A 26,966-nucleotide genomic window follows, 5' to 3' on the forward strand; every position below is an offset into this window, starting at 1 on the left:
TTGAGTTAACAGAGTAATTCAGACCGCCAGTGTGCCCGAGTGTTACAGCGCTGTCAGGCGATTGGCCCGCGAGGATAGCGTTTAAGTCTTTCCAGCAACTCGGAACCGGGGATGGGCCGGTCGAACAGGTAGCCCTGGCCGACGTCGCAGCGATGGCGGCGCAGGAACGCCAGTTGCTCGGCGGTTTCGATGCCTTCGGCGACGACCTTGAGCTTGAGGTTATGGGCCATGGCGATCACCGCTGAGGTGATTTCCATATCGTCCTGGTTGTCCGGGATCTCATGGATAAAGCTGCGATCGATCTTGATGATATCGATGGGGAATTTTTTCAAGTAGCTGAGCGACGAGTAGCCGGTACCGAAATCGTCCATGGCCAGGGTCAGGCCGAAACTCTTCAGCTGGTCCAATTGCAGGCGCGTGTCTTCGGTGGCCTCCAGCAGCAGGCCTTCGGTCAGCTCCAGCTCCAGCAAATTGGCAGGCAGCTGTTCTTCCTTGAGGATGGCGGCAATTGAGGCCACCAGGTCAGGGTCGGAGAACTGCTTGGGTGACAGGTTGATCGCTACCTGCAGGTTGCCCATGCCGGCGGCGCTCAGTCGTTTGCTCATGCGGCAGGCCTGGCGGGCGATCCACTTGCCGATGGGGATGATCAGCCCGGTTTCTTCGGCCACACTGATGAACTGATCCGGTCGGATCATGCCTTTTTCCGGGTGATTCCAGCGCAACAGCGCTTCCATCCCCAACAGGCGGCCGCTGCGCAGGCACAGTTTTGGCTGGTAGAACACGTCCAACTCGTTCTGGGTCAGGGCGCGGCGCAGGTTGTTTTCCACGAACAGTTTGTAGCTGGCCTCGGCGTTCAGCGCTTCGGTGAACACCTGGACCTGATGTTTGCCATTGGCCTTGGCCTTGTGCAGCGCCAGGCCTGCGTTGCGCATCAGGGTTTGCGGGTCGCGGCCGTGCAGCGGGGCGCAGGCCAGGCCCACGGAGCCGGTGACGCTGATCAGTTGGTTGTCGACAAACATCGGCTTGTCGAGGGTCATCAGCAACTGGAATGCCACCTGCTGGCCGACCTCAAGGTCGGTATTGTCCAGCAGCACCGCGAACTCGTTGCTGGCGAACCGCGCCAGGCTGCCGCCGGTGCTCAGGCTGTTGCGCAGGCGCCGGGCCAGGCTGATCAGCAGCTTGTCGCCGGTCTGGTGGCCGAGGCTGTCGTTGATTCGCTTGAAGTTGTCGATGTCCACCAGCAGCAGGCTGATGGGAGTGTCGCTGTCCCGGGCAAAGCGTTCGTCGAGGTTGCGGATGAACGCCGGACGGTTGCCCAGGTTGGTGAGGTTGTCGGTATAGGCCAGACGCTCGATGCGCTGCTGGGCCAGCTTGGTTTGGGTGATATCTTCGTAGATGCCGATGTAGTGGGTCAGCTCGCGATTGTCGCCATAGACCCTGGAGATCGACAACTGCCCCCAGTAGGGCTCGAGGTTTTTGCGTCGGCTCTTGAATTCGCCTTGCCAGCTGTTGCTCTTGGCCAGGCTCGATCGTGCGTCGAACAACAGCGCACTGAGATTCTCCAGGGCCGGCAGTTCCGACAGCTTGTGGCCGTGGACTTCTTCGGAGCTGTACTGGGTGATCGCCGTAAAGCTGGGGTTGACGTACTCCACCACGCCATCGCAATTGACCAGCAGAAATGCGTTGGCACTTTGCTCCACGGCCCGCTGGAACAAATGCAGGGCGCTGGTGGCGGTGCGACGGTTGTGGTTGTTGATCACCTGGGCGAACTGGTCGGCCAACTCGCCGGCAAAAGCAATCTCGTCAGCCTGCCAGGCTCGGGTGGTGCCGCTTTGCTCCAGGCACAATACGCCCACCACTTGGCCATCGATGCGGATACTGGCGTCGAGCATGGCGTGGATATCCCGCGGGCGCAGACTCTCGGCCATCTCCCGTGTGCGCGGGTCGCGCATGGCATTGCCGGCATCAATTGCGCGGCTGGTTTGCAGGGCTTCCAGGTAATCCGGGAAGCCGCTGGCGTCGATGGGCATGGGCAGGTGGTGTTGCTGATCGGCGCGGTGGAAGGCGGAGATCGGCACCAGATGCTGGTCTTCCAGGTTCCAGATGCTGGCACAGTCGATCTGATAAATATCGCAGGCGCTGCGGGTGATCAGTTCAGCGGCTTCTTGCAGGGAATTGTTGGTGCTGTAGCGCTGGCGGGCCAACAGCAGGATCAGTTCCTGCTGGGCGCGCACCCGTTCCAGGTGTTGCAGTTGTTCCTGTTGCGTGCGTTGGTTGAGTTCCAGGGCGATCTGCAAACGGCTGTTTTGGTCTTCCAGGTCGGCGGCGGGCATCGGTGTCAGGTTGCTGAACAGGCCGTCCACCACCATCAGGTAGCCGCGCAATAGGTGGCGATTGTGCTGTTTGTAGGCTTCGCCCAGTTCCAGCAGGTTCAAGGGGCCGTGGCTGGTGTGCAGGGTGTAGCGCACCAGGTAATGGGGGCTGGCCGTCAGTTGCTGTTGAATCGCGTCATGCAACTGATAGCGGGCCTGGGGCTCCATCAGGCTGGCGTAGGGCGAGCCGATCAGGGAGCACAGTTCCATCGCCGGGAGGCCGAACTGTTTTTCGCAATTGGGATCAAGGTACAAGAGTGCCCAGCTTGCCTCATTTAGCCGCTCGAAACGCAGCATACCGAGGCGCGAAGGCACCGGTAATTGCGTCACTACCTCGGCCGCCGTTCGGGCGACATCGGGTTGGCTTTTCATGGGGGAACTCGCTTGGAAAAATGCGCATTGCGCCGGGCTCACGCCCTCTTTACTGCTGTCTGCGGCAAGGTTGCATCATGCAGCACGGACTGACAAGAGAGGATGAAGGCTAAGTGCTATAAGTGCGTTATCGGCAGGGCGGGGGATTTCTGCAATTGGGGTGATGGGTGGTTTGTGGTGAGGGGGTTTGCCGGATCTGCGTATCGCCCCCGTTGGGCTGCGCGGCAGCTCCAATAGGATTACAAAAAACAGGCAAAAAAAGCCCCGCCAAATTGGCGGGGTTGAGGTACGAGCGTGGCGCTCGGAAAACCTTGAAACCAGGCCTTCCCTATCAGAGGAGGGCCCGTTGTGGCTTAAAGCAGGATGGTGCGGATGTCCGCCAGCAGGTCGCTCAGACGCTTGGTGAAGCGAGCAGCAGCGGCGCCGTTGATCACACGGTGATCGTAGGACAACGACAGTGGCAACATCAGCTTGGGCTGGAAGGCTTTGCCGTCCCACACAGGCTGGATGGTGGCCTTGGAAACGCCGAGGATCGCGACTTCCGGTGCGTTGACGATTGGCGTGAAGCCAGTGCCGCCAATGTGCCCGAGGCTGGAGATGGTGAAGCAAGCGCCTTGCATGTCGTCTGCGGTGAGCTTCTTGTCACGGGCCTTGGCAGCCAGCGTAGCGGCTTCGGCAGCCAGTTGCAGCAGGTTCTTCTGATCAACGTTCTTGATCACAGGCACCAACAGGCCGTCCGGGGTATCGACCGCGAAGCCGATGTTCACGTACTTCTTGCGAATGATCGCCTTGCCGCTAGGTGCCAGCGAGCTGTTGAAGTCCGGCAGTTCCTTGAGCAGGTGCGCGCAGGACTTGAGCAGCAGTGGCAGGATGGTCAGTTTGACGCCGGCTTTTTCGGCCACGGCTTTCTGCGCGATGCGGAAAGCTTCCAGGTCGGTAATGTCGGCCTGGTCGAACTGAGTCACGTGCGGAATGTTCAGCCAGCTGCGGTGCAGGCTCGACGCGCCGATTTGCATCAGGCGGGTCATTGGCACTTCTTCGGTTTCGCCGAAGCGGCTGAAGTCCACAACCGGGATCGGCGGAATACCAGCACCGCCGGTAGCGCCTGCGGCCGGAGCCTCCTTGGCCTTCTGCATCATGGATTTGACGTAGACCTGCACGTCTTCCTTGAGCACACGACCGTGGGGGCCGCTGGCCGTTACCGCGTTCAACTCGACGCCGAACTCACGGGCCAGTTGGCGCACGGCAGGGCCGGCATGAACCTTGGCACCGCTTGGCGCAGGCGCAGCAGCAGGGGCCGGTGCGGCCTCGGCTTTTGCAGCAGGCGCTGGAGCGGCGGCCGGGGTCGCCTCAGCCTTGGCGGCTGGTGCGGCCGCGGCGGCAGGAGCTTTTTCAGCAGGTGCAGCAGCACCCTGGACTTTCAGCTTGAGGATGAAGTCACCCGTGCCGACTTCGTCATCCAGCTTGACGCCAATGCTTTCCACCACGCCGGCAGCCGGCGATGGGATTTCCATGCTGGCCTTGTCGGATTCCAGGGTGATCAGCGACTGGTCGGCTTCGACGGTGTCGCCGACCTTGACCAGCAGCTCGATGATCTTGGCCTTGCCCGACGAGCCGATGTCCGGAACATGAATGTCCTGGACTGTGGCGGCGGCCGGGGCCGGGGCCGCTGGGGCCTCGGCAACAGCGGCAGGCTTCTCGGCGGCAGCCGGGGCCGCAGCAGGAGCCTCAGGCGCCGCGGCAGCGGCACCCTCGACTTCCAGTTCCAGCAGTTCGTCGCCTTCTTTCAGGCGGTCGCCCAGCTTCACTTTCAGGCTTTTGACCACGCCGGCCTTGGGAGCAGGGATTTCCATGCTCGCCTTGTCCGATTCCAGGGTCAGGATGCTCTGGTCGGCTTCGATACGGTCGCCGACCTTCACAAACAGTTCAATTACTTCCCCTTCACCGCTGCCGATGTCAGGTACGCGAATGAGTTCGCTCACAGAAAATCTCCTCAGCAGTCCAGTGGGTTGCGTTTTTCCGGGTTGATCCCGAACTTGACGATAGCTTCAGCCACCACCTTAGGTTCGATATCACCACGGTCAGCCAAGGCTTCCAGGGCTGCCAACACCACGAAATGACGGTCAACTTCGAAGAAGTGACGCAGCTTCTTGCGGCTGTCACTGCGGCCGAAACCGTCGGTGCCCAGGACTTTGAATTCCTTGGACGGGACCCACTGGCGAATTTGTTCAGCAAACAGTTTCATGTAGTCGGTGGAGGCGATAACCGGACCCTTACGGCCAGTCAGGCACTCTTCTACGTAGCTCAGCACAGGCTTCTGACCTGGGTGCAGACGGTTGCTGCGCTCCACGGCCAGGCCATCGCGACGCAGTTCGTTGAAGCTGGTAACGCTCCACACGTCCGCGCCGATGTTGAACTCTTCACGCAGGATTTTCGCCGCTTCACGGACTTCACGCAGGATGGTGCCGGAGCCCATCAGCTGCACGTGGTGCGCCGCTTCCTTGGTGTCTTCTTCGAGCAGGTACATGCCCTTGATGATGCCTTCCTCGACACCGGCCGGCATGGCTGGCTGCTGGTAGGACTCGTTCATCACGGTGATGTAGTAGAAGACGTCCTGTTGCTCTTCGGTCATCTTCTTCATGCCGTCCTGGATGATCACCGCCAGCTCATAGCCGTAGGTTGGATCAAAGGTGCGGCAGTTCGGGATGGTGCCCGCCAGGATGTGGCTGTGACCGTCTTCGTGTTGCAGGCCTTCGCCGTTCAGCGTGGTCCGGCCAGCGGTGCCGCCGATCAGGAAGCCACGGGTACGGCTGTCGCCAGCAGCCCAGGCCAGGTCGCCGATACGCTGGAAACCGAACATCGAGTAGAAGATGTAGAACGGCAGCATCGGCTGGTTGTGGCTGGAGTACGAAGTACCGGCAGCGATGAAGGAGCTCATGGCGCCTGCTTCGTTGATGCCTTCTTCGAGAATCTGGCCCTTCTTGTCTTCGCGGTAGAACATCACCTGGTCTTTATCGACTGGCTCGTAGAGCTGGCCGACGGAGGAGTAGATGCCCAACTGGCGGAACATGCCTTCCATACCGAAGGTACGGGCTTCGTCCGGGATGATCGGGACGATACGCGGGCCGATTTCCTTGTCCTTGACCAGTTGCGCGAGAATTCGCACGAAGGCCATGGTGGTGGAGATTTCACGGTCGCCCGAGCCGTCCAGGATCGCCTTGAGGGTCTCCAGTGGTGGCGTCGGAATGCTGATGCTTTTGGCGCGACGCTGTGGCACGAAACCGCCCAGTGCAGTGCGGCGCTCGCTCAGGTAGCGGGCTTCGGCGCTGCCTTCTTCAGGTTTGAAGAACGGCAGGTTTTCCAGCTCTTCGTCCTTGACCGGGATGTCGAAACGATCGCGGAACAGCTTCAGGCTTTCAACATCAACCTTCTTGGTGTTGTGCGCGGTGTTTTTCGCTTCGCCGGCGCCAGTGCCATAACCCTTGATGGTCTTGGCCAGGATGACGGTAGGTTGTTCTTTGTGGTTGACCGCTTCGTGGTACGCCGCGTAGACCTTGTACGGGTCGTGGCCACCACGGTTGAGCTTCCAGATCTCGTCGTCGGACAGGTCGGCAACCATCGCCTTGAGTTCAGGCGTGTTGAAGAAGTGTTCGCGAACAAACGCGCCGTCTTTGGCCTTGTAGTTCTGGTACTCGCCGTCGATGACTTCGTCCATCCGGCGTTGCAGGATACCGTCGACGTCCTTGGCCAGCAGTGGGTCCCAGAAACGGCCCCAGATGACTTTGGTGACATTCCACTGAGCTCCACGGAACACACCTTCGAGTTCCTGGATGATCTTGCCGTTGCCGCGAACCGGGCCGTCGAGGCGCTGCAGGTTGCAGTTGATGACGAAGATCAGGTTGTCCAGCTTTTCGCGGCCAGCCAGGGAGATCGCGCCCAGGGATTCCGGCTCGTCGCACTCGCCGTCGCCCAGGAAACACCAGACTTTTTGCTTGCCCTCCGGGATGAAGCCACGGGCTTCCAGGTACTTCATGAAACGCGCCTGGTAGATCGCCTGGATCGGGCCCAGCCCCATGGATACAGTCGGGAACTGCCAGAAATCGGGCATCAGCCAAGGGTGCGGATAGGACGACAGGCCATGACCGTCGACTTCCTGGCGGAAGTTGTTCATTTGTTCTTCGGTGATGCGACCTTCCATGAACGCGCGGGCGTAAACGCCTGGCGAGGTGTGGCCCTGGAAGTAGATCAGGTCGCCGCCGTGTTCTTCGGCCGGGGCCTGGAAGAAGTAGTTGAAGCCGATGTCATACAGGGTTGCGCTGGAGGCGAAGCTGGAGATGTGACCGCCCAGGTCAGAATCTTTCAAGTTCGTGCGCATTACCATGGCCATCGCGTTCCAGCGTACCAGCGAGCGAATGCGGCGTTCCATGAACAGGTCGCCAGGCATGCGTGCTTCGTGGGTAACGGGGATGGTGTTGCGGTACGGTGTGGTGATGGCGTAGGGCAGTTGCGAGCCGCTGCGGGTCGCGAGTTCGCCCATACGGGTCATCAGGTAGTGAGCACGGTCTTCGCCTTCTTTGTCGAGAACCGATTCCAGGGCGTCCAGCCATTCCTGGGTTTCGACGGGATCGAGGTCTTGCATGGCTTGCTCCAGGGCGGAAAGGCTTCCAGAATCGGTTGCCTGAGTTTGCGACTGGCCTTGTGGGCAGACGACATAAATTCTTGGATGACCGGAGATTGTTCCGGCGTTGTGTAGTTTTACTACAAATCGTCGGCCATTTCAGCCTTTCGAATGTATATACGAGTAGTAAAACTACAGAAGAGTGAGCTGTTGGCTCCTTCTGGTTGGTGAGAATAATCGTTATTGTGGGTCTTTTGCGAACAAGAAAAGGTGAAGAATTGATGTTGACTGCCAAAAACGAAAAGTTTTCAGCTATTTCTAACTTTTGTTCGACAGTCCTTCACCGAGCGTGGTTCTTGCTATCACCGCAACAGGCCTTTCACATGCCGATCAAGGATAGACCATGAGCCTTCCAATGCTGGCTGAACTGCCAGCCATTCTTTTGCCGTTTGTCAGTCGTGCCGAGCAATCGTTGCGCGCCGCCGTGGCGCAACTGGACGACGACCATGGTCTGTCCGACTGGACGCCGCAACGTTGGGCCGACTTCGCCCGGGTCTGCGCCGCTAGTGATTTTGTCAGTGAACAGAGCGTTCGTGACCCTGTGATGTTGTTGGAACTGGTGGCCTGGGGCGAGCTGGATCGCGGTTTTGCACCCGATGAGCTGTGCGGGCAGATCGCGGGTGCTGTGCAACAAGCCGAAACAGAAGATGAGCTGGGTCGCTGCCTGCGCCGCCAGCGCACTCGCCAGCAAGTACGGATCATCTGGCGCGACCTGACCCGACAGGCGGACCTGGTCCAGACCTGCCGCGATTTGTCAGACATGGCCGACGCCAGCATCGACCAGGCCTATCAATGGCTGTACCAGCGCCATTGTGTCCAGTTCGGCACACCCACCGGCCGACGTAGCGGCGAGCCGCAGCCGATGGTCATTCTCGGCATGGGCAAGCTCGGCGCGGTGGAGTTGAACCTGTCGTCGGACATCGACTTGATCTTTGCCTATCCGGAAGGCGGCGAGACCGTAGGCGTCAAGCGCTCCCTGGACAACCAGGAGTTCTTCATCCGCCTGGGCCAGAAGCTGATCAAGGCCCTTGACCCGATGACGGTCGACGGCTTTGTATTTCGCGTCGACATGCGCCTGCGGCCCTACGGTTCATCCGGGGCGCTGGTGCTCAGCTTCAATGCATTGGAGCAGTACTACCAGGACCAGGGCCGTGACTGGGAGCGCTACGCCATGATCAAGGCGCGGGTGGTGGCCGGGGATCAGGTGGCCGGCGCGCAACTGCTCGACATGCTGCGACCGTTTGTCTACCGCCGTTACCTGGATTTTTCCGCCATCGAAGCGCTGCGCACCATGAAGCAGCTGATTCAGCAGGAAGTGCGGCGCAAGGGCATGGCCGAGAACATCAAGCTGGGCTCTGGTGGTATTCGTGAAGTGGAATTTATCGCCCAGGCGTTCCAGCTTATCCATGGCGGTCGCGATTTGAGCCTGCAGCAGCGCCCACTGTTAAAGGTGCTTGGCACCCTGGAAGGGCAGGGTTACCTTCCGCCGGCGGTGGTCGCCGAGTTGCGCAATGGCTACGAATTCCTGCGCTACACCGAACACGCGATCCAGGCGATTGCCGACCGGCAGACGCAAATGCTTCCGGACGGCTTAGAGGATCAGGCGCGGATTGCCTTCATGATGGGCTTCCCGGACTGGACGGCGTTCCATGAGCGGCTGATGTACTGGCGCGGTCGGGTGGACTGGCACTTTCGCCAAGTCATCGCCGATCCGGATGAAGAGGAGGGCGAGGAAAGCGAACTGGTGGTGGGCGGAGAGTGGTTGCCGCTGTGGGAAGAGTCCCAGGACGAAGAAGCCGCTTGCCGTCAGTTGCACGAAGGCGGTTTTGTCGACGGACCCAAGGCATTGAGGGCCTTGGCCGGACTGCGCGGCAGCCCGCAATTGCGCGCCATGCAGCGTCTGAGCCGTGAGCGTCTCGACGCATTTATCCCGCGTTTGCTGGCCCAGTCGGTCGAACATGCCAGCCCGGACCTGGTGCTGGAACGCGTGTTGCCGTTGGTTGAAGCGGTGGCACGGCGTTCCGCGTATCTAGTACTGCTGACGGAAAACCCTGGCGCCTTGCGTAGGCTGTTGACCCTGTGCGCTGCCAGCCCGTGGATCGCCGAGCAGATCACCCGCTTCCCGTTGCTGCTGGACGAATTGCTCAACGAAGGCCGCCTGTTCAAGCCGCCTCTGGCGCCGGAGCTGGCTGCCGAACTGCGCGAGCGCCTGACGCGGATCCCCGAAGACGACCTTGAGCAGCAGATGGAAGCCCTGCGCAATTTCAAGCTGGCCCACCGCCTACGGGTCGCCGCCTCGGAAATCGCTGGCAGCCTGCCATTGATGAAAGTAAGTGACTACCTGACCTGGCTCGCCGAAGCGATTCTCGAACAAGTGCTGGCCCTGGCCTGGCGCCAGACCGTCGCTCGCCACGGTTCGCCGCAGCGTGTGGACGGCACCCTGTGCGATCCTGGGTTCATCATTGTCGGTTATGGGAAAGTGGGTGGTATCGAACTGGGGCATGGTTCGGACCTGGACCTGGTGTTTATTCACGACGGTGACCCGCAAGCCGAAACCGACGGCGCCAAACCCATCGACGGTGCGCAGTTTTTTACCCGATTGGGCCAGCGAATCATTCATCTGCTGACCACCCAGACCAACTCCGGGCAACTGTACGAGGTGGATATGCGCCTGCGACCGTCAGGCGCTTCCGGTCTGTTGGTCAGTTCCCTGGGGGCGTTTGCCCGTTATCAGGAAAATGAAGCCTGGACCTGGGAGCATCAGGCTCTGGTGCGGGCGCGGGTATTGGTGGGCAGCCAGGACGTTGGTCGTGCTTTTGAGCAAGTGCGGGCCCAGGTATTGGGGCGTGCGCAGGACCTGGCGAAGCTACGCCAGGAGGTCAGTGAGATGCGCGCCAAGATGCGTGACAATCTGGGAACCAGGTCCACGGCGGCCGGCACCGGGGCCAATGCCTTCGAGCCCACGGCCTCGTTCGACCTCAAGCAGGACGCCGGAGGTATCGTCGATATTGAATTTATGGTGCAATACGCGGCTTTGGCGTGGTCTGCGCAACATCCTTCGTTGCTACGCTACACCGACAATATCCGCATCCTGGAAGGCCTGGAGCAGGTCGGGCTAATGCCCGCCGCCGATGCCCATCTGCTGCGTGAGGTCTATAAGGCCTACCGTTCCGTCGCTCATCGTCAGGCTTTGCAGAATGAGGCCGGGGTGGTCAGCGGTGACCAGTTCGCGGACGAACGGCGCCAGGTGAAGCGAATCTGGAAGGAACTGGGGTTAAGCTGAAACAACTTTAATGTGGGACATTTTTTAATGTGGGAGCTGGGTGTGCCATTCCCGCACAGACTATCGAGGCGGGGAGGCATGAGCCTCCCCGTATCGTTTGTGGAAACTACATGAATATTCTGATCGTTGGGCCCAGTTGGGTCGGTGACATGGTGATGGCGCAGACACTGTTCCAGTGCCTGAAACAACGTCATCCCGACTGCGAAATCGACGTGCTCGCCCCCGAGTGGAGCCGGCCGATTCTGGAGCGTATGCCCGAGGTGCGTCAGGCCTTGAGCTTTCCGCTCGGCCATGGCGCCCTGGAGCTTGCGACCCGTCGACGCATCGGCAAGTCCCTGGCTGGCCAGTACGACCAGGCGATCCTGCTGCCCAATTCGATGAAATCGGCGTTGGTGCCATTCTTCGCCGGCATCCCCAAGCGCACCGGCTGGCGCGGCGAGTTCCGTTACGGCTTGCTCAACGACGTGCGCAAGCTCGACAAGGCGCGTTACCCGCTGATGATCGAGCGTTTTATGGCCCTGGCCTACGCGCCCGGTGCCGAGTTGCCGACGCCGTACCCGCGCCCCAGCCTGCAAATCGATCCGGTTACCCGCGACGCGGCCCTGGCCAAATTCGGCTTGACCCTAGACCGGCCGGTGCTGGCGCTGTGCCCTGGCGCCGAGTTTGGCGAGTCCAAGCGCTGGCCGTCGGAGCACTACGCCAAGGTCGCCGAGATAAAAATTCGCGAAGGTTGGCAAGTCTGGCTGTTCGGCTCGAAAAATGATCACTCGGTGGGTGAAGACATTCGTCAGCGTTTGATTCCGGGACTGCGCGAAGAAGCGGTCAACCTCAGCGGCGACACGTCCCTGGCCGAGGCCATCGACCTGTTGTCCTGCGCCGATTCGGTGGTGTCCAACGATTCCGGCCTGATGCACGTTGCTGCTGCGTTGAATCGCCCGCTGGTAGCGGTGTACGGCTCCACTTCCCCGGATTTCACCCCGCCGTTGGCCGACAAGGTCGAAGTGGTGCGGCTGGGTCTGGATTGCAGCCCGTGCTTTGACCGTACCTGCCGTTTTGGCCACTACAACTGCTTGCGCCAGTTGCTGCCGCAGCCTGTGGCCGACGCCTTGCAGCGGTTGCAGGGCACTGTGGTCGAGGTTCGCTGAGTTGCGGGTACTGGTGATCAAGACCTCATCCCTGGGCGATGTGATTCATGCCTTGCCGGCGTTGACCGACGCGGCCCGGGCGATTCCGGGGATTCGCTTTGACTGGGTAGTGGAAGAAGGTTTCGCCGAAATCCCTACCTGGCATCCGGCGGTGGACAAGGTGATTGCTGTGGCGATTCGCCGCTGGCGCAAGAACATCTGGCAGACCATCAAGAGCGGCGAATGGCGGCGCTTCAAGCAGCAAATCCAGTCGACCAAATACGACTTGGTGATCGACGCTCAGGGCCTGCTGAAAAGCGCCTGGTTGTCCCGCTACGTGCGCGCCCCGGTGGCCGGTTTCGACAAGCAGTCGGCCCGTGAACCCATCGCGGCGCATTTCTACTCCCGCCGTCTGGCCGTGGCCCGTGGGCAACACGCGGTGGAGCGCTTGCGCCAACTATTCGCCGTGGCCTTGGGTTATGACCTGCCCAAGGGGCTGGGAGATTACGGCCTGAGCGTCGACAAACTGCTGGGTTTGCCGCCGAAGAAGCCGTTTGTGCTGCTGCTTCATGGCACCACCTGGGACACCAAACATTGGCCCGAAGTCTATTGGCGCGAACTGGCCGAGCGTATGGGTAGCCTGGGCGTGGACGTGAAGCTGCCTTGGGGCAACGCCGCCGAAAAGGCTCGCGCCGAACGCCTGGCCCAAGGCCTGAAGAACGCCGAAGTGCTGCCCAAGCTGAACCTGGCGGGGGTGGCGCGAGTACTGGCGGGCGCCAAGGCCTGTGTCGCCGTCGATACCGGCCTCGGCCATTTGGCCGCCGCCCTGGACGTGCCGACTATTTCCCTGTTCGGTCCCACCAATCCAGGCCTGACAGGCGCCTACGGTAAGGCGCAGATCCATTTGGGCAGCGACTTCCCTTGCGCGCCGTGCCTGCAAAAAAAATGCACCTATCAACCGACTGCCGAAGATCAGCACCGGTTTGATATCAAGCGCGAGTGGCCGCTGTGCTTTACTCGCTTGAACCCTGAGCGTGTGGCAAATCGGTTAAGCACGTTGTTACTGGCTGAGGAACACTGATGCAACTGGCTTTTGTCCTCTACAAGTATTTCCCCTTTGGTGGCCTGCAGCGCGACTTCATGCGCATTGCCCTGGAGTGCCAGCAGCGTGGCCACAAGATTCGTGTTTACACCCTGATCTGGGAAGGCGACGTGCCGCCGGGTTTCGAAGTGCTGGTGGCGCCGGTCAAGGCGCTGTTCAACCATCGTCGTAACGAAAAACTCTACGCCTGGATTCAGGCCGACCTGGCCAAGCGCCCGGTGGACCGTGTGGTGGGTTTCAACAAGATGCCGGGGCTGGACGTGTACTTCGCCGCCGACGGAGTCTTTGAAGACAAGGCGCAAACCCTGCGCAACCCGATGTACCGCTGGTTCGGCCGCTATAAGCACTTTGCCGAATACGAGCGGGCGGTGTTCGACAAGGACGCCAAGACCCAAGTCATGGTGCTCTCCGAGCATCAGCAGGCGTTGTTCAGCAAGTATTACGGCACTCCGGCCAGCCGCTTTCACTTCTTGCCGCCAGGCATCAGTCGTGACCGTCGTGCACCGCCCAACGCCGCCGAGATTCGTGCCGAGTTTCGCCGCGAATTCGGTCTGGCTGAAGATGACCTGCTGCTGGTGCAAATCGGTTCGGGCTTCAAGACCAAGGGTGTTGATCGCAGCCTCAAGGCCGTGGCCGCACTGCCGTGCGCTTTGAAGAAACGCACCCGGCTATTTGTAATCGGCCAGGACGACCCCAAAGTATTCCAATTGCAGAGTGCCGCGCTGGGCTTGGGTGATCAGGTGCAGTTCTTCAAGGGGCGCAGCGATATCCCGCGTTTCCTGCTGGGGGCGGACCTGTTGATCCACCCGGCCTACAACGAGGCGGCCGGCATGGTGCTGATCGAAGCGGTGGTCGCCGGCCTCCCGGTACTGGTGAGCAAGGTCTGTGGTTACGCCTTCTACATCGACAAGGCCCAGAGTGGCCGGGTGTTGGACGAACCGTTCGAGCAGGCCCAGCTCAACCAGTACCTGGTCGATATGCTCGACGACAATGCAGCGCGCGCGGCCTGGAGCTGCAATGGCCTGGTCTTCGCTGAGACGGCCGACCTCTATAGCATGCCGCAGTACGCTGCGGACCTGATTCTGGCGGAGCCAAACCGATGAAGTTGATTCTTGCCGAACCGTTCAAAACCTTGTGGGCCGGACGCGATGCGTTCGCCGAAGTCGAGAAGCTGGACGGCCAGGTGTACCGTGAACTCGATGCCCGCCGTACCTTGCGTACGGAAGTGGACGGCCACGGTTTTTTTGTGAAAGTCCATCGGGGGATCGGCTGGGTCGAAATCCTCAAGAACCTGATCACCGCCAAGTTGCCGGTATTGGGCGCGGGCCAGGAATGGCTGGCGATCCAGCGCCTGCAGGAAGTCGGCGTGCCGACCATGACCGCCGTGGCTTACGGCGAGAAGGGCAGCAACCCGGCAGACCAACACTCATTTATCGTCACCGAAGAGCTGGCGCCTACCGTCAGCCTCGAAGACCTGAGCATGGACTGGCTCAAGCAGCCGCCCGTACCTGTTATCAAGCACGCGCTGATCGCCGAAGTGGCCCGCATGACCGGCATGATGCATCGCGGCGGGGTCAATCACCGTGACTGCTACATCTGCCATTTCCTGCTGCACACCGACAAGCCGCTGGTGGCCGACGATTTCAAACTCTCGGTGATCGACCTGCACCGTGCCCAGGTACGCCCGAAGATCCCGCTGCGCTGGCGCAACAAGGACCTGGCGGCGCTGTACTTCTCGGCATTGGATATCGGCCTGACCCAGCGTGACAAATTTCGCTTCCTCAAGGGCTATTTCCAGCAACCGCTGCGCCAGATCCTGGCTGAAGAAGCGGCCTTGCTGGACTGGCTGGAAGGCAAGGCGGCCAAGCTCTACGCCCGTAAACAACGTTATGGGGATGCGCTCTGATGGCGGGTTGGAACCTGGAACCCGCTTACGCCGCCCTGGCGGATGATTTTGGTAGCCTCGACGCGGTGTTCGCCCTGCAAGGTGAGCGGCTGACCCACGATCCGCTGTCCGAAGTCATTCGTGTCGAGCGCGGCGGGGTCAATTATTACGTCAAGCGTTACGTCGGCGCCGGCAAGGGCCTGCGTCGCTACCTGGGCAGGCCGCGGGTCAAGTCCGAGTGGCAGAACCTCAAGCGCTTCGCCAAGTGGGGCATTCCCACCGCTGACGTGATCGCCTGGGGTCTGGAACGCAAAGGCATAGCCTATGACCGCGGGGCGATGATCACCCGCGAGTTGCCCGAGACTGAAGACTTGTCGGCGTTGGCCGAACGCAATGACCCGCAATTGTCGGACCCTGTTTGGGTCGACAAGGTCAGCCGCCAGCTCGCCGAATACACCCGGACCATGCACGACCACTGCTTTACCCACAACGATTTGAAGTGGCGCAACCTGCTGATCGACGACCAGCAAACCCTGTACCTGATCGACTGTCCCAACGGCGCTTTCTGGCGTGGCTTCTGGCTCAAGTACCGGATCACCAAGGATCTGGCGTGCCTGGACAAGGTCGCCAAGTATCACTTGTCGGCCACTCAGCGCCTGCGGTTTTACATGCAGTATCGTCAGAGCAAGCACTTGAGTGCGTCGGACAAACAGAGAATTCGCCATGTGGTGAAATTTTTCGAGGGCCGCGAATGAGTGACTTCCTGGCGGCTGAAGATCGCGCGCTACTTGAGCGCAACGGTCTCGGCACTTTTGACGCGCTGTGGGCCAAACAACTGGACGCAGTGGACGAGCCCAACACCAGCCGTGGCGGCTGGAGTAGCGTGTTTCGCCTGGAGCTGGAAGGTCACGGTTACTACCTCAAGCGCCAGAGCAACTACCTGACGCGCACCTTGCAGCGGCCTTTTGGCGAACCGAGCTTTGCCCGAGAGTTTCGTAATATCAGCCGCTATCGGCGGTTGGGCATTCCGGCGTTACAGGCGGCCTTTTTTGGCGAGCGTAAAGTTGCTGGCGAACATCGGGCGATGTTGCTGACCCGCGCCCTGGATGGCTGGAATGACCTGGATTCGTTGCTGGAACAATGGTCTGCACTGAGCGACGACCAGCAGCGGGCAATCTTGCAGGCCTGCGGCCAATTGGCGCGGCAACTGCACAGCGTCGGCCAGGTTCACGGCTGTTTTTATCCCAAGCATATTTTCCTCCAGGCCACGGGCGACGGTTATGCCGCGCAGTTGATCGACCTGGAGAAAACCCGGCCGCTGTTGTTTGGCTGGCGGGATCAGGTCAAGGACCTGGAGCCGCTGTTGCGCCGGGCACCACAATGGTCACAAGATCAGGTTCGCCAATTGTTGGCGGCGTATCTCGATCAGCCTGAAGATAGTTTGCTGGTCGATACCTGGGCCCAGCGCCTGGCGGCTCGCCGCAGTCACAAGGAGACCCGTTGATGCGTTTGTCCGAACTGAAAAGTGTCGGTCGCACCCCCAGCTTACCCCTGAGTGTGGAACTGGCGGATGCGGCGGGCCCTGGGCAGTTGCAACTGTTGAGCCTGCTGCGGGTGTTACCGGGCCAGCGCTATGTGGGTGCGGCGATCTGGCGCGGCCGGCCGGTACTGGCCAAGCTATTGGTCGGCAGCAAGGCCGCCCGGCATTTTCAGCGTGAACTCAAGGGTGTGCGCCTGCTTGCTGAGCAAGGGCTGACCACCCCGCTGTTGCTGGCCGATGGGCTGAAAGAAGGCGAGGGCGGCTGGTTGCTGTTCGAGCTCCTGGAGGGTGCCGAGAGCCTGGCTGACGCCTGGCATGGCGTCGAAGCCTTACCGCCGTTGGCTGATGAGCAACAAACGGTTCTGGCCCAAGCGCTGGTCGCGATTGCTGCGATGCACGCCAAGGGCTTGTGGCAGGAAGACCTGCACCTGGACAACTTGCTGCGCCAGGACGGCAAGCTATACCTGATTGATGGTGCCGGGATCTGCGTCGAACAAGCGGGCAAGCCGCTGTCGCGCAACCGGGTACTGGAAAACCTCGGGGTGTTTTTCGCGCAATTGCCGAAAAACCTCGAACCGTTTACCGAAGAGCTGTTGGTGCATTACCTGCTGAGCAACGGCGAACACGCCTTGCCGCTGGAAGCCCTGCAAAAGCAGGTGCATAAAGTCAGCGTCTGGCGCTTGAAGGACTTCCTCGGCAAGGTTGGTCGCGAATGCACGCTGTTTAGTGTGTTGCGCGGGCCTTTTTCCTTGCGCGCGATCCGTCGCGAAGAAGAAGCGGCGATGTTGCCGGTGCTGGAGCAGGCCGATGCTTTGCTCGACCAGGGTCATCTGTACAAGACCGGCGGTGCGGCCAGTGTGGTCAAAGTTGAGGTTGCCGGCCGGCCGCTGGTGATCAAGCGCTACAACATCAAAGGCTTCGCCCATTGGCTCAAGCGCTTCTGGCGGCCGAGCCGGGCCTGGCATTCCTGGCGCGAAGGCAATCGCCTGGCGTTTCTGGGGATTGCTACGCCCAAACCGTTGGCGCTTCTGGAAAAGCGCTTTTTCTGGTTGCGCAGCCGCGCCTACCTGATTACCGAATACCTGCCGGGGCCGGACATCATTGAGCATTTTGCCCCCTATGTTGAAAGCGGTGACGCGCCCGAAGCCGAGTTGCTGGCGTTGGAGCATCTGTTCGGCGAGTTGATCCGCGAGCGCATCAGTCATGGGGATTTCAAGGGGCACAACCTGTTCTGGCATGGGGATCGTTGGGCGTTGATTGACCTGGATTCGATGTGTCAGCACGGCTCGATTGGCAGCTTCGCCCAGGCGTATGCCAAGGATCGTGCGCGGTTTATCCGCAACTGGCCCGAGAGCAGCGCGTTGTATCGGGTGATTGATCAGCGGTTGCCCAGGGAGATTGTTGGCGCTGCTTGAATCCCATCGCGGGTAAGCTCGCGATGGGCATAGGTATCTACACATCTTCCACAGCTTACTACGAGAAATTGCGTAGATACCTAGGCCACGATGACGCCAGATTGAGCACCGCAAGACTGGATCAGAACTGGTATTCAGCCCCCGCCCCCGCAAACCACGACCTTCCTGGCGCCGCTTCGTAATAGCGATCATTGCCATCCCCGACAATTACCGATCCGACATACTGGCGATCGAGCAAGTTATCCAGTCGCAAGGTTTGGTGAAAGGCCCAGTGCTCGACCTTCTGCTCAAACCGCGCACGCCAGTTGAACACGCTGTAGCCCGGCGCGGCGCGTTGCTGGTTGGTGTCTTCGACGTAGACCTTGCTGCGGTACATGCCCTCGATGGCGGTGCTCACCCAATCTCGGGGTTTCCAGTTCAGTTCGGCGAAGAGTGTGGTTTGTGGCACGCCGGGCAGGTAGTTACCTTTGTCCACTGCTTTTGCGCCGCCGCCGAAGTCGCTGTCGTAAGTGGCCTGCAGGCGGGTGTAGGCGATGTTGGTGCTCCACTGTTCGCTAAGCTGGCTTTCGATGCCCAGTTCAAAGCCTCGGCGCAAGGTACGGCCAGCGTTCTGGTAGCTGGTACGGCCATCCTTGGATGCTTGTACCACCAGTTCATCCTCGGTGGTGATTTGGAAAACGGCAGCATTGATTCGCGTGCTGCTGTTCAACTGCGCCTTCAATCCCACTTCATATTGAGTGCTTTCGGACGGTTTCAGGCCGAAGTTGAAGCCTTCGATATTGCCCGGCGCATACGCCAACTCCGCCTGAGTGGGCGTCTCGAAACCCTTGCCAGCGCTGACATAGCCGTGCAGGTCGGGGGTGAAGGCGTACATCACGCTCATCGATGGCGTGTTTTTCTGGTAGGTCTTGTTACCGCTGGAATCGCCTTTGCTCAGGAACTGGTCGTCGACGTCCAGTTCCATGGTGCTGTGGCGCAGCCCGGCTTGCAGGGTCCAGTTGTCGATGGCCCAGTTGGTCTGGATGTAAGGGTCGAGGCTGCGGGCGGTATCGATTTCATCGCGGCGCAGTTGGCCTTTCACGCCCAGGGTGGTACCGCTGTAGTTTTGATAGCCGTGGCGGCTGTCTTCGCTCTGGTCGAAGTCCAGGCCTGCGATGATCATCAACTCGCCGGGTGCGCTATCGATGGGTTGCATCCAGCGCACGCCGCCGCCGTAGAACTTTCGGTCGAATTGCACCACCCCGCCACCACGTTCGTTGGCGGGGTTAAGTTCTCCCGTATTCGTGAACTTCGGAATCGACAAATACTGAATCACACTCCGCCGCCCGGTATAGGCAGTGGCCTGCAAGGTAGCGCCACCGAAATACCGTTCGTAATTCATCCCCAACTGCTGGTGATCGATACTCTTGCGGGTGTTGTACTGCAGCGCATTGCTGCTCACCGAGCGCGGGTCGGCCTTGTACGCGTCCCAGGTTTGCCCCAGCGGGTCCTGAGTGCCGTTCTGCTCCAGGCTGCTGTAGATCAGCGCCATTTTGCTGTCTTCATCGGGCTCGAAGTTGAGCTTGGCGAAGGTCTGGTCGCGGCGGGCGCTGCTGTGGTCGCGGTAGCCGTTGGTGTCCATGCGCGAGGCGTCGAGGACGAAGCCGGCGCCGTCCACCGCGCCTTCGGCAGTGAGGTGGTTTTTGTTTAGGCCATCGCTGCCAAACAATGTTTCGGCACCGATGCGCGGTGGGCCTTCGCCGTCACGGGAGAACATCTGAATTACCCCGCCGGCGTTGCTGCCGTAAAGGGTGGCTGCCGGGCCGCGCAGTACTTCGATGCGCTCGGCGGTGTCGAGGTTGAAGGTGGCGGCCTGGCCCTGGCCGTCCGGGGTGCTGGCGGGGATGCCGTCGGCAATCAGCTTGATGCCGCGCACGCCAAACGCCGAGCGAGCACCGAAGCCGCGGGAAGAAATCTGCAAGTCCTGGGCGTAGTTCTGGCGGTTCTGCACCACCAGCCCTGGCACTCGCGACAGGACTTCGGAGGCGTTGATGCCCAGTTGGCCGTCGCTGATCTGCTCGCGGCTGATGCTGTCCACCGAATACGGTAGATCGAAGCTGGGGCTGGCGCTGCGTGAGCCGGTGACGACACTCGGGTCGAGGATAAGCGGTGCACCGTCTGCCAGGGCGGCGCTGCACAGGCCCAGCAGGCCAGGCAACAACAGGACAAAGCGGGAGGGGACGGGTGTGTTCATGAGTAAGCCAGGGTCCGGGGCACGCAAAAGTGCGCGAGTTTAACGATTCAGCCAGCTTTTGCCATTTCGGAATATTCCTACGTGGCGTGATGGTGCTCAGGGTCTGGGTAGCGAATAAGGCCGATGTTAGTGTGGCTGACGATTTGGAGGGCTTACCTTAATGATAAAAATGACTGCTGCACTTATCGCTGCCTCGCTGGTCTTGAACGGATGCGGGACAGTCAACACAGTGCTGCGCGAAGACGCCGCCGCGGCACGTGAGCTCAGAAAAGTAAAAACCTATTGTCAGTCGATTCCTCGTGTTTACAGCGGCGTGGCCTTTGATTTTTGCGCGCTGCACGCAGCGCCAGATCCCACCGGAATATTGGTGCCGCTGGTACTGGTGGATATAACGGTGTCGGGCATTGTCGATACAGTTGTATTGCCTTATACGATTTATCGGCAGGGTGCCGATGGCAACATCAGTATTTATTGGCGGCCAGGTCGTTCATGAAGAGGCTGCAGTCTAATCGTCCATCCTTTGGCTAACCCTCCCCACTTATGTCTAAAGAAGTGCTTCATAAGTCGTACGCCAAAAGGCCTGCTTGCGTCGAGATCTTCCGCTGGTCCCGCAGTGACAACCGGTCGCCATAAACGCTAGATCATCCCGGCACGTCTTTACGCTATAATCTCGCCCTTTAGCTGTTTCTCGCTTAGGCGAGGGGCACACTTTTTTCAGGCGCACGCGCCTGCATGCAGACTAAAAGAGGCTAGACCCCTGTGGCATTGACGATTCTTGGCCTGTCCGGCGCCCTTAGTCATGATCCTTCCGCAGCCTTGTATATCGACGGCAAGCTGATCGCGGCCGCTGAAGAAGAGCGCTTCGTACGCGACAAACATGCAAAGAACCGCATGCCCTATGAGTCGGCGAAGTTCTGCCTGGAACAGGCCGGCATCAAGCCTTGCGACGTTGATGTGGTGGCGATTCCTTTCGCCCCGATCAGCCTGTTCGGCGAAGCCCGCTGGCACTACGCCAAGCGTTACTGGTATGCCCCGGACCGCGCCCTTGACGCGATCCTGATGGGCAACCGTCGCTACAAGCGCTATCGCAACAAGATCGTCTGGTGCCTGGAGCAACTGGGCTTCGATCCGAAGAAAATCAAGATCGAACCGGTCGAACACCACTTGGCTCACGCCTCCAGCGCCTATCACTGCTCCGGTTTCCAGGAGAAGACGGCGATCCTCGGGATCGACGGCAAGGGTGAGTACGCCACTACGTTCTTCGGCTACGGCGAAAACGGCAAGATCCACAAGATCAAGGAATTCTACGATCCGGATTCCCTGGGCGGCCTGTACGGCGCGATCACCGAGTTCCTCGGTTTCGAGATGCTCGACGGTGAGTTCAAGGTCATGGGCATGGCGCCGTATGGCGATGCCAGCAAATACGACTTCTCGCGCCTGGCCTCCTTTGAAAACGGCGAACTGGTGATCAACACCGACTACGCCAACGTCATCGGCCTGCGCCGCTATAAAGAAAAGGGCAAGGGTTTCTACTTCTCGCCAAAACTGATCGAGTGGCTGGGTCCAAAGCGCGAAGGCGATATTGCCGACGAGCCTTACATCCATTACGCCGCCAGCATGCAAGCGTTGTTCGAGAAACTGTCCTTGCAGATGATCGACCATTACCTGGGCGACATCCTCAAGGAGACCGGCAAGCTGGCCTACGCCGGCGGCTGTGCGCTGAACGTCAAGTTGAACCAGAAGATCATTGCCCGCGATGACGTCAAGGAGCTGTTCGTGCAGCCGGCGTCCGGCGATGCCGGCACCGCCGTCGGTGCGGCCGCCTATGTGTCCAACGCCCGTGGTGTACCGGTGGAGAAGATGGAACACGTCTTTCTCGGCCCGTCCTATAGCAACGAAGACGTGATCGCCGCCTGCGCCAAGCACCCGAGCAAGCCTAAGTGGCGCCAGATCGAAAACACCCCGAAACGCATCGCCAAAATCATGGTCGACGGCAACCCGGTGGCCTGGTTCCAGGGCCGCATGGAGTTTGGTCCGCGTGCCCTCGGCGGTCGTTCGATCATCGGTTGCCCAAGCGCCACCGGCGTGGCTGACCGGATCAACCACCAGATCAAGTTCCGCGAGCGTTGGAGGCCTTTCTGCCCGTCGATGCTCGACACCGTCGCCCCACAGATGATCAAGGTCGATCACCCGGCGCCGTTCATGACCTTCACCTTTGAAGTGTCGGATGAGTGGAAAACCCGCGTGCCGGAAGTGGTCCATGAAGATGGCACCTCCCGCGCCCAGGTGCTCAAGCGCGAATACAACCCGCGCTACTACGACATGATGAAAGAGCTTGAAGTGTTGACCGGCAACGGCGTGTCCCTGAACACCTCGCTCAACCGTCGTGGCGAAGCGATGATTTGCTCGCCCACCGATGCGCTGAACATGTTCTTCGGTTCCGACCTTGAGTACCTGATCATGGAAGACATCCTCGTGGTCAAGGACGGCGTGGACCCTTATGACGCTGTGGTTTAAATGCTGAACCGCTTCCAGGGCTGGCGTGAACGTGGCTGGACGCCTGTCGAGGCCGAGGTTTACGCCCAGGCCTGGCAGCGTTTCGGCGGCAGCGTGGCGACTCATCCGCAGGTTGTCGAGCGGCTGGCGAACCTGGCGCAGATTCCGGTGCGTTACCTGGGCTGGGAGCAGGACGGTGAACTCAAGGGGGCGATTGCCACCTGGGGGCGCGACCTGGCCCTGTCCAAGGACGTGCTCAAGCGCAAAGGCAAAAAAGGCCTGTTCGACCTGGGCAACGCTGAGATCATTCTGCCGATTGCCGCTGATGCGCAATTGCCGTTGCGCCATCGTGCCCGCTACCTGTCGGCCCTGAACGATGGGCGCGTCAGCACCCTCAAGCCCCAGGCCGAGCAGTTGGCCATGGCGCGTACCCCTGAAGACCTGTCGAAGAAGTTTCGCTACAACCAGCGCCGCGAACTGCGTTTGCTGGAAGAAGCGGGCGGCGTGGTGCGGGCGGTCAGCGAGTTTTCCAGCACTGAGCTGGCGGCGATCTATTGCGATCTGTTCCAGCGCCGCTGGGGTTTTCCGGCAGCCGGTGCCGAGCGCCTGGCCGAGGTGCTGGAACTGCTCAAGGAGTTCCTCTTAGGCTCGGTACTGTTTCTCAACGACGCACCGATTGCTGTGCAGTTGGTGTATCAGGTGCAGGCCCCGGAGTGGGTCAGCGCCGAATACGTCAATGGCGGTGTTGATCCCGAAACCAAGGCATTCAGCCCTGGTAGCGTGCTGAGTTTCCTCAACACGCAAAGCGCCTGGGAACAGGCGCGGGCCAGTGACAAGCCGCTGCGCTTCTCCTTCGGTCGCGCCGACCGCGAATACAAGGAGCGCTGGTGTAACCCGGTGCCGGTGTTCAGCGTATGAGTCGCAAGCAACAACTGCTCAAGCGCCATCGCCGCAACAAGCGCATTGCGCTGTTGCTTGGCTTGCTGGTGTTGATAGCCGCAGGCGTTCTGGTGGCCTGGTGGCTGCCGCTGATTCTGGCGGTGGTGGTGTGGGCGGCCCATGAAGCCTGGTTTGCCGATCATCTTTTCTACTTGCCCAGCGATGACTATCAATACGCCTTTGCGGCCAGTAGCGAGCAGCCGGGCGTGCGCCTGGATGCGGGGCGGCTGGTGTTGGATTCTCCAGTCGAGTTGGCGGGCGATGAAACCTTGATCCTGGGCGTACAGCTCAAAAGCCATTGGCTTGGACGGTTTTTCGATCCTGCGGTGGAGTTGCTCGGTGCGCAAACGCCTGACCGGCAAGTCTTCGAGCGTGGCGTGGCCGGTGTGCGTTACCTCAACCTCACGGGTTCGGCAGAGGCGCTGGCGAGCGGAACTTTGCGTTTGCGTGGGCGCTTCTGTCGTCTCAAGGGACAGCCGACGCTGTGGCTGTTCCGCCAGCCGGACTACCGTCGGCAGCGGGTGATGGTCATCGCACCCCACGCCGACGATGCCGAGTTGGCCGCATTCAGCCTGTACAGCCAGGCTGATGAAAGCTGGGTTGTCACCCTCACTGCCGGCGAAATTGAGGCCCAGCACTATCAACAGATGGGCCTGCCCAAGGCGGACGCTGCGCGTATCAAAGGCCGATTGCGCGCCTGGGACAGCGTCACTGTGCCCCGTTGGGCGGGTGTTCCCGAGGCGCACTGCGTGCAATTGGGGTACTTCTGTATGCAGCTGTCGGCCATGCAGGCCGCGCCGGACCAGCCCCAAGACTCCCGCGAAGCACAATTGGACGATACGCGGTTGTTCCGCCAATTCAATTCCCTGGCGCTGCCTGGCGATGTGGATGGCGCACCGACCTGGAGCAACCTGATTGCCGACTTGCGGGCGCTGTTGCTCAAGGCTCGCCCGGAGGTGATTGTGTTGCCGACGCCGCTGCTGGATCCGCACCCGGATCATATCTGCGCTCACGCGGCGATCCTTGAAGCCTTGCAAGGCCTGGCCTGGCAGCCCACGACGTTGCTCGGCTACGCCAATCACCTGCATGATAACGACCGCTGGCCGATGGGCGACTCCGGTGCCGGCGTAGCCCTGCCGCCACGTTTTGATTCAGCGCTTGAGCTTGTACCTTGCAGCTTGCAGCTTACTTTGAGCCAGCAGCAGGACAAGGCCATGGCCCTGGGCATGATGCACGACCTGCAACCGCGCGCGCCGTTCAAGCGCCGATTGCGTCGCCTGTTGCAGCAAATGCTGGCGGGCCGCGGTCCATCGCCTTACGGAGAGAACGAGTTCTTCCGCAAGGCCGTGCGTCGCCATGAATTGCTGTGGGTCCTGAAGCAGGACTGAGACCTTATTGAGGGCAAGTGGAGAGCCGCTTGCCAAACCCTTTTTCGTCGGGCCGCGTGCCCGCAGCCCGATTGCAGCATGGAGAGTTATGAAGCCTCGTTACAAGGTTTTGCAGTTACAGCCGGACTACAACGTCAAGACCAATGACTTCGCCGACCTCGGTGAGCAGATCGTCAAATCGTTGCCGGTTGAACGTTTCGAGGTGACATCGGGGTACCTCAGTGGTCGTCCGTTACCCGGCCAGCCTCTGAGCGTGGCGGAGCACTCCCACTACTTCGAGCTGCCGGAAAAATCGCTCAAGGGCATCCGTTTCGGCGCCATGTGGCAGATCTACAAGTATTGCCGCGAACAAAAATTCGACGTGGTCATCTGTAACCGTTTCAAGTCGGTGAACATGATGCTGTCCCTCAACCGCTGGTTGAAGATCCCGCTGTGCATCGGCATCTCCCACGGTTTTGGTGAATACGCCCGTGGCTACCGTCGGCGCCAGACCCAGAGTTGGGTCAGCCCGGCCTGGCGGTTTGTTGGCGTGTCGGCAGCGGTCAGGGATTACCTGGTGGACCTCAACTGTGGGTTCACCCGTGAAAACACCACCTTTGTCACCAATGCCATCGACATCCCCCAGGCCGAAGCCTTGCAGTTGCCTCGTGATGAGGCGCGCAAAGCCCTGGGCTTGCCGCTGGATGCACGGATGATTGGCGCCTTGGGCCGCTTGGTGCCGATCAAGGGCCACACCCATTTGCTGCAAGCCTTTGCCTCTCTCAAGGACAAATATCCTGAGGCTCAGGTGGGCATCATCGGTTCCGGCCGCGCCGAAGCGGATCTGCGTGTCGACATCGAACGTCTCGGCCTGACTGGTCGCGCGCACCTGCTGGGCTTTCGTGAAGATGGCATGAAGTATGTGCGAGGCTTTGACATCTGGACCATGCCGTCGCTGTTCGAAGGCCTGGGCCTGGCACTGCTGGAAGGCATGAGCGGGCACTTGCCGATCATTGCTTCCAACGGTCCGGCCATGTTGCCGCTGGTGGAAGGTGCTGGTGGCCTGTCCCATGATCCGGGCAATGTCGAGCAGTTGGCGGCGGCGCTGGACACTTACCTGGCCATGAGCGACGAACAGTTGCGGGCCAAGGGCGAACAAGTGTTCCGCTACCTGGAAGCAAACCACACCCTGGCCGAGTTCCAGCACAAATATCTGGACCTGATCGAAACCGGTCTGCGAGAAGTAGGTAAAGCATGAGTCAGCAACAACCTCTGGTCACGGTGATCATCGCGTCCTACAACCACGCTGCGTATATCGAACAGAGCATCCTCAGTGTGCTCGGCCAAACGTATCCGAACATCGAGTTGCTGGTGGTCGACGACGGCTCCAAGGACAACAGCGTCGAGCTGATCCAGCGTCTGCAGGCCGAGCACGGTTTTGATTTCCAGGTACAGCAGAACCATGGCCTGACCAACACCCTCAATGGCGCCATCGCCCGCGCCAAGGGCAGCCTTGTTGCGCCTTTCGGTTCCGATGACATCATGCTGCCAGAGCGCATCGCTACCCAGGTTGCCTACATGGAGGGCAAGCCGAAGGTCGGGATCTGCGCCGGTAATATTGAATTGATCGATGGTGACGGCAAGCCGTACCCGGAAAAGAAGCAGCGCCGCGACTTGCCGTTTCGCAGCCTGGATTTTGATGACCTGTTCCTGGACCGCAAGCCGTTCCCGCCTGCACCGACCTTGATGATTCGCCGTGAAGCGCTGGAGCAGGTGGGAGGCTTTGATCCACTGATCCCGCTGGAAGACTTGCTGATCGAACTGAAGATCACTCACGCCGGCTACACCATCGACGTGCTGAACGTGGTGATGGCGCGCTATCGCCAGCACGCCACTAATACGTACAAGAACCATCGGTACATGATCCAGAACATCCTCAAGACCTACGGTTTGTTCAGCGATCATCCCGCCTACGACCAGGTGCGTTACAACTTCCTGAATTCAATGTTCCTCAAGACCGCCGACCGCGACCGTCCGCTGGCGCGGGAGGTCCTCAAGCAGATCCCGTTGAAGTTCTGGGGGCGCAAGACTTTACGTGGGTTGGTGCGGCTGTACCTGGCGCCACTCAGGAACTGAGTGGCCAGGCAAGAAGGCTGTTGA

Annotated in this window: 18 protein-coding genes; 14 read left to right on the plus strand and 4 right to left on the minus strand. The window is 60.4% G+C overall.

What is annotated here, in order from left to right; translation table 11 throughout:
• Positions 1 to 53: 53 nt before the first annotated feature.
• The 3 genes from FQ182_RS05485 to aceE form a co-directional block, all read right to left on the minus strand.
• A complete protein-coding gene (locus FQ182_RS05485) occupies positions 54 to 2,744 on the minus strand; it encodes a bifunctional diguanylate cyclase/phosphodiesterase (RefSeq protein WP_149411209.1) in 2,691 nt (896 codons plus the stop codon).
• Between the two features lie 353 nt (positions 2,745 to 3,097).
• Positions 3,098 to 4,726 (minus strand): dihydrolipoyllysine-residue acetyltransferase, encoded by a 1,629-nt coding sequence (aceF, locus tag FQ182_RS05490; RefSeq protein WP_149411208.1) that lies wholly within the window; start codon positions 4,724 to 4,726, stop codon positions 3,098 to 3,100.
• An 11-nt stretch (positions 4,727 to 4,737) separates the two neighbouring features.
• Complete coding sequence (aceE, locus tag FQ182_RS05495; protein ID WP_149411207.1) at positions 4,738 to 7,383, minus strand: pyruvate dehydrogenase (acetyl-transferring), homodimeric type; 2,646 nt, start codon at positions 7,381 to 7,383, stop codon at positions 4,738 to 4,740.
• Between the two features lie 382 nt (positions 7,384 to 7,765).
• On the opposite strand from aceE, the gene glnE reads away from it, so the two are divergent.
• From glnE to FQ182_RS05535, 8 genes are all read left to right on the plus strand, one after another.
• Complete coding sequence (glnE, locus tag FQ182_RS05500) at positions 7,766 to 10,705, plus strand: bifunctional [glutamate--ammonia ligase]-adenylyl-L-tyrosine phosphorylase/[glutamate--ammonia-ligase] adenylyltransferase (RefSeq protein WP_149411206.1); 2,940 nt, start codon at positions 7,766 to 7,768, stop codon at positions 10,703 to 10,705.
• A 110-nt stretch (positions 10,706 to 10,815) separates the two neighbouring features.
• Positions 10,816 to 11,850, plus strand: coding sequence for a lipopolysaccharide heptosyltransferase II (gene waaF / locus FQ182_RS05505; RefSeq protein WP_149411205.1), 1,035 nt, complete (start codon positions 10,816 to 10,818; stop codon positions 11,848 to 11,850).
• A gap of 1 nt (position 11,851) precedes the next feature.
• On the plus strand, positions 11,852 to 12,910 hold the full coding sequence (gene waaC / locus FQ182_RS05510) for a lipopolysaccharide heptosyltransferase I (RefSeq protein ID WP_149411204.1): 1,059 nt from the start codon (positions 11,852 to 11,854) through the stop codon (positions 12,908 to 12,910).
• The gene (locus FQ182_RS05515; protein ID WP_149411203.1) at positions 12,910 to 14,034 is read left to right on the plus strand and encodes a glycosyltransferase family 4 protein; all 1,125 of its coding nucleotides are present in this window, start codon (positions 12,910 to 12,912) and stop codon (positions 14,032 to 14,034) included. The genes waaC and FQ182_RS05515 overlap by 1 nt, the downstream gene beginning before the upstream one ends.
• Positions 14,031 to 14,837 (plus strand): lipopolysaccharide core heptose(I) kinase RfaP, encoded by an 807-nt coding sequence (gene rfaP / locus FQ182_RS05520; protein ID WP_149411202.1) that lies wholly within the window; start codon positions 14,031 to 14,033, stop codon positions 14,835 to 14,837. The genes FQ182_RS05515 and rfaP overlap by 4 nt, the downstream gene beginning before the upstream one ends.
• Entirely contained in the window at positions 14,837 to 15,571 is a 735-nt protein-coding gene (locus tag FQ182_RS05525; protein WP_149411201.1) for a lipopolysaccharide kinase InaA family protein, read from the plus strand. The genes rfaP and FQ182_RS05525 overlap by 1 nt, the downstream gene beginning before the upstream one ends.
• Complete coding sequence (locus FQ182_RS05530; protein WP_149411200.1) at positions 15,568 to 16,320, plus strand: lipopolysaccharide kinase InaA family protein; 753 nt, start codon at positions 15,568 to 15,570, stop codon at positions 16,318 to 16,320. The genes FQ182_RS05525 and FQ182_RS05530 overlap by 4 nt, the downstream gene beginning before the upstream one ends.
• Positions 16,320 to 17,771 carry a lipopolysaccharide kinase InaA family protein gene (locus FQ182_RS05535; protein ID WP_149411199.1) on the plus strand — a complete coding sequence of 484 codons (1,452 nt, stop codon included), beginning with the start codon at positions 16,320 to 16,322 and terminating at the stop codon, positions 17,769 to 17,771. The genes FQ182_RS05530 and FQ182_RS05535 overlap by 1 nt, the downstream gene beginning before the upstream one ends.
• Before the next feature lie 121 nt (positions 17,772 to 17,892).
• Here FQ182_RS05535 and FQ182_RS05540 read toward each other — a convergent pair whose 3' ends face one another.
• Positions 17,893 to 20,004, minus strand: coding sequence for a TonB-dependent receptor (locus tag FQ182_RS05540; RefSeq protein WP_149411198.1), 2,112 nt, complete (start codon positions 20,002 to 20,004; stop codon positions 17,893 to 17,895).
• Between the two features lie 169 nt (positions 20,005 to 20,173).
• Between FQ182_RS05540 and FQ182_RS05545 the strand changes: the two genes are divergently transcribed.
• From FQ182_RS05545 to FQ182_RS05570, 6 genes are all read left to right on the plus strand, one after another.
• Positions 20,174 to 20,497: a YceK/YidQ family lipoprotein gene (locus FQ182_RS05545; RefSeq protein ID WP_149411197.1), complete on the plus strand. Its 324-nt coding sequence runs from the start codon at positions 20,174 to 20,176 to the stop codon at positions 20,495 to 20,497.
• 266 nt (positions 20,498 to 20,763) lie between these two features.
• The gene (locus FQ182_RS05550; RefSeq protein ID WP_149411196.1) at positions 20,764 to 22,521 is read left to right on the plus strand and encodes a carbamoyltransferase; all 1,758 of its coding nucleotides are present in this window, start codon (positions 20,764 to 20,766) and stop codon (positions 22,519 to 22,521) included.
• Complete coding sequence (locus FQ182_RS05555; protein ID WP_149411195.1) at positions 22,522 to 23,418, plus strand: antimicrobial resistance protein Mig-14; 897 nt, start codon at positions 22,522 to 22,524, stop codon at positions 23,416 to 23,418.
• Entirely contained in the window at positions 23,415 to 24,827 is a 1,413-nt protein-coding gene (locus FQ182_RS05560; RefSeq protein ID WP_149411194.1) for a PIG-L deacetylase family protein, read from the plus strand. Before FQ182_RS05555 ends, FQ182_RS05560 begins: the two co-directional genes overlap by 4 nt.
• An 88-nt stretch (positions 24,828 to 24,915) precedes the next feature.
• Positions 24,916 to 26,064 carry a glycosyltransferase family 4 protein gene (locus FQ182_RS05565; protein ID WP_149411193.1) on the plus strand — a complete coding sequence of 383 codons (1,149 nt, stop codon included), beginning with the start codon at positions 24,916 to 24,918 and terminating at the stop codon, positions 26,062 to 26,064.
• Positions 26,061 to 26,942 (plus strand): glycosyltransferase, encoded by an 882-nt coding sequence (locus tag FQ182_RS05570; RefSeq protein WP_149411192.1) that lies wholly within the window; start codon positions 26,061 to 26,063, stop codon positions 26,940 to 26,942. Before FQ182_RS05565 ends, FQ182_RS05570 begins: the two co-directional genes overlap by 4 nt.
• Positions 26,943 to 26,966 lie beyond the last annotated feature (24 nt).

Source organism: Pseudomonas sp. ANT_H4, from assembly GCF_008369295.1.
GTDB lineage: Bacteria > Pseudomonadota > Gammaproteobacteria > Pseudomonadales > Pseudomonadaceae > Aquipseudomonas.

What these genes read in the sequence shown, in the direction of transcription:
- FQ182_RS05485 (WP_149411209.1), bottom strand. Translation starts at nt 2,744, where the DNA reads ATGAAAAGCCAACCCGATGTCGCCCGAACGGCGGCCGAGGTAGTGACG.
- aceE (WP_149411207.1), bottom strand. Translation starts at nt 7,383, where the DNA reads ATGCAAGACCTCGATCCCGTCGAAACCCAGGAATGGCTGGACGCCCTG.
- glnE (WP_149411206.1), top strand. Translation starts at nt 7,766, where the DNA reads ATGAGCCTTCCAATGCTGGCTGAACTGCCAGCCATTCTTTTGCCGTTT.
- waaF (WP_149411205.1), top strand. Translation starts at nt 10,816, where the DNA reads ATGAATATTCTGATCGTTGGGCCCAGTTGGGTCGGTGACATGGTGATG.
- FQ182_RS05515 (WP_149411203.1), top strand. Translation starts at nt 12,910, where the DNA reads ATGCAACTGGCTTTTGTCCTCTACAAGTATTTCCCCTTTGGTGGCCTG.
- rfaP (WP_149411202.1), top strand. Translation starts at nt 14,031, where the DNA reads ATGAAGTTGATTCTTGCCGAACCGTTCAAAACCTTGTGGGCCGGACGC.
- FQ182_RS05525 (WP_149411201.1), top strand. Translation starts at nt 14,837, where the DNA reads ATGGCGGGTTGGAACCTGGAACCCGCTTACGCCGCCCTGGCGGATGAT.
- FQ182_RS05530 (WP_149411200.1), top strand. Translation starts at nt 15,568, where the DNA reads ATGAGTGACTTCCTGGCGGCTGAAGATCGCGCGCTACTTGAGCGCAAC.
- FQ182_RS05535 (WP_149411199.1), top strand. Translation starts at nt 16,320, where the DNA reads ATGCGTTTGTCCGAACTGAAAAGTGTCGGTCGCACCCCCAGCTTACCC.
- FQ182_RS05540 (WP_149411198.1), bottom strand. Translation starts at nt 20,004, where the DNA reads ATGAACACACCCGTCCCCTCCCGCTTTGTCCTGTTGTTGCCTGGCCTG.
- FQ182_RS05545 (WP_149411197.1), top strand. Translation starts at nt 20,174, where the DNA reads ATGACTGCTGCACTTATCGCTGCCTCGCTGGTCTTGAACGGATGCGGG.
- FQ182_RS05555 (WP_149411195.1), top strand. Translation starts at nt 22,522, where the DNA reads ATGCTGAACCGCTTCCAGGGCTGGCGTGAACGTGGCTGGACGCCTGTC.
- FQ182_RS05560 (WP_149411194.1), top strand. Translation starts at nt 23,415, where the DNA reads ATGAGTCGCAAGCAACAACTGCTCAAGCGCCATCGCCGCAACAAGCGC.
- FQ182_RS05565 (WP_149411193.1), top strand. Translation starts at nt 24,916, where the DNA reads ATGAAGCCTCGTTACAAGGTTTTGCAGTTACAGCCGGACTACAACGTC.
- FQ182_RS05570 (WP_149411192.1), top strand. Translation starts at nt 26,061, where the DNA reads ATGAGTCAGCAACAACCTCTGGTCACGGTGATCATCGCGTCCTACAAC.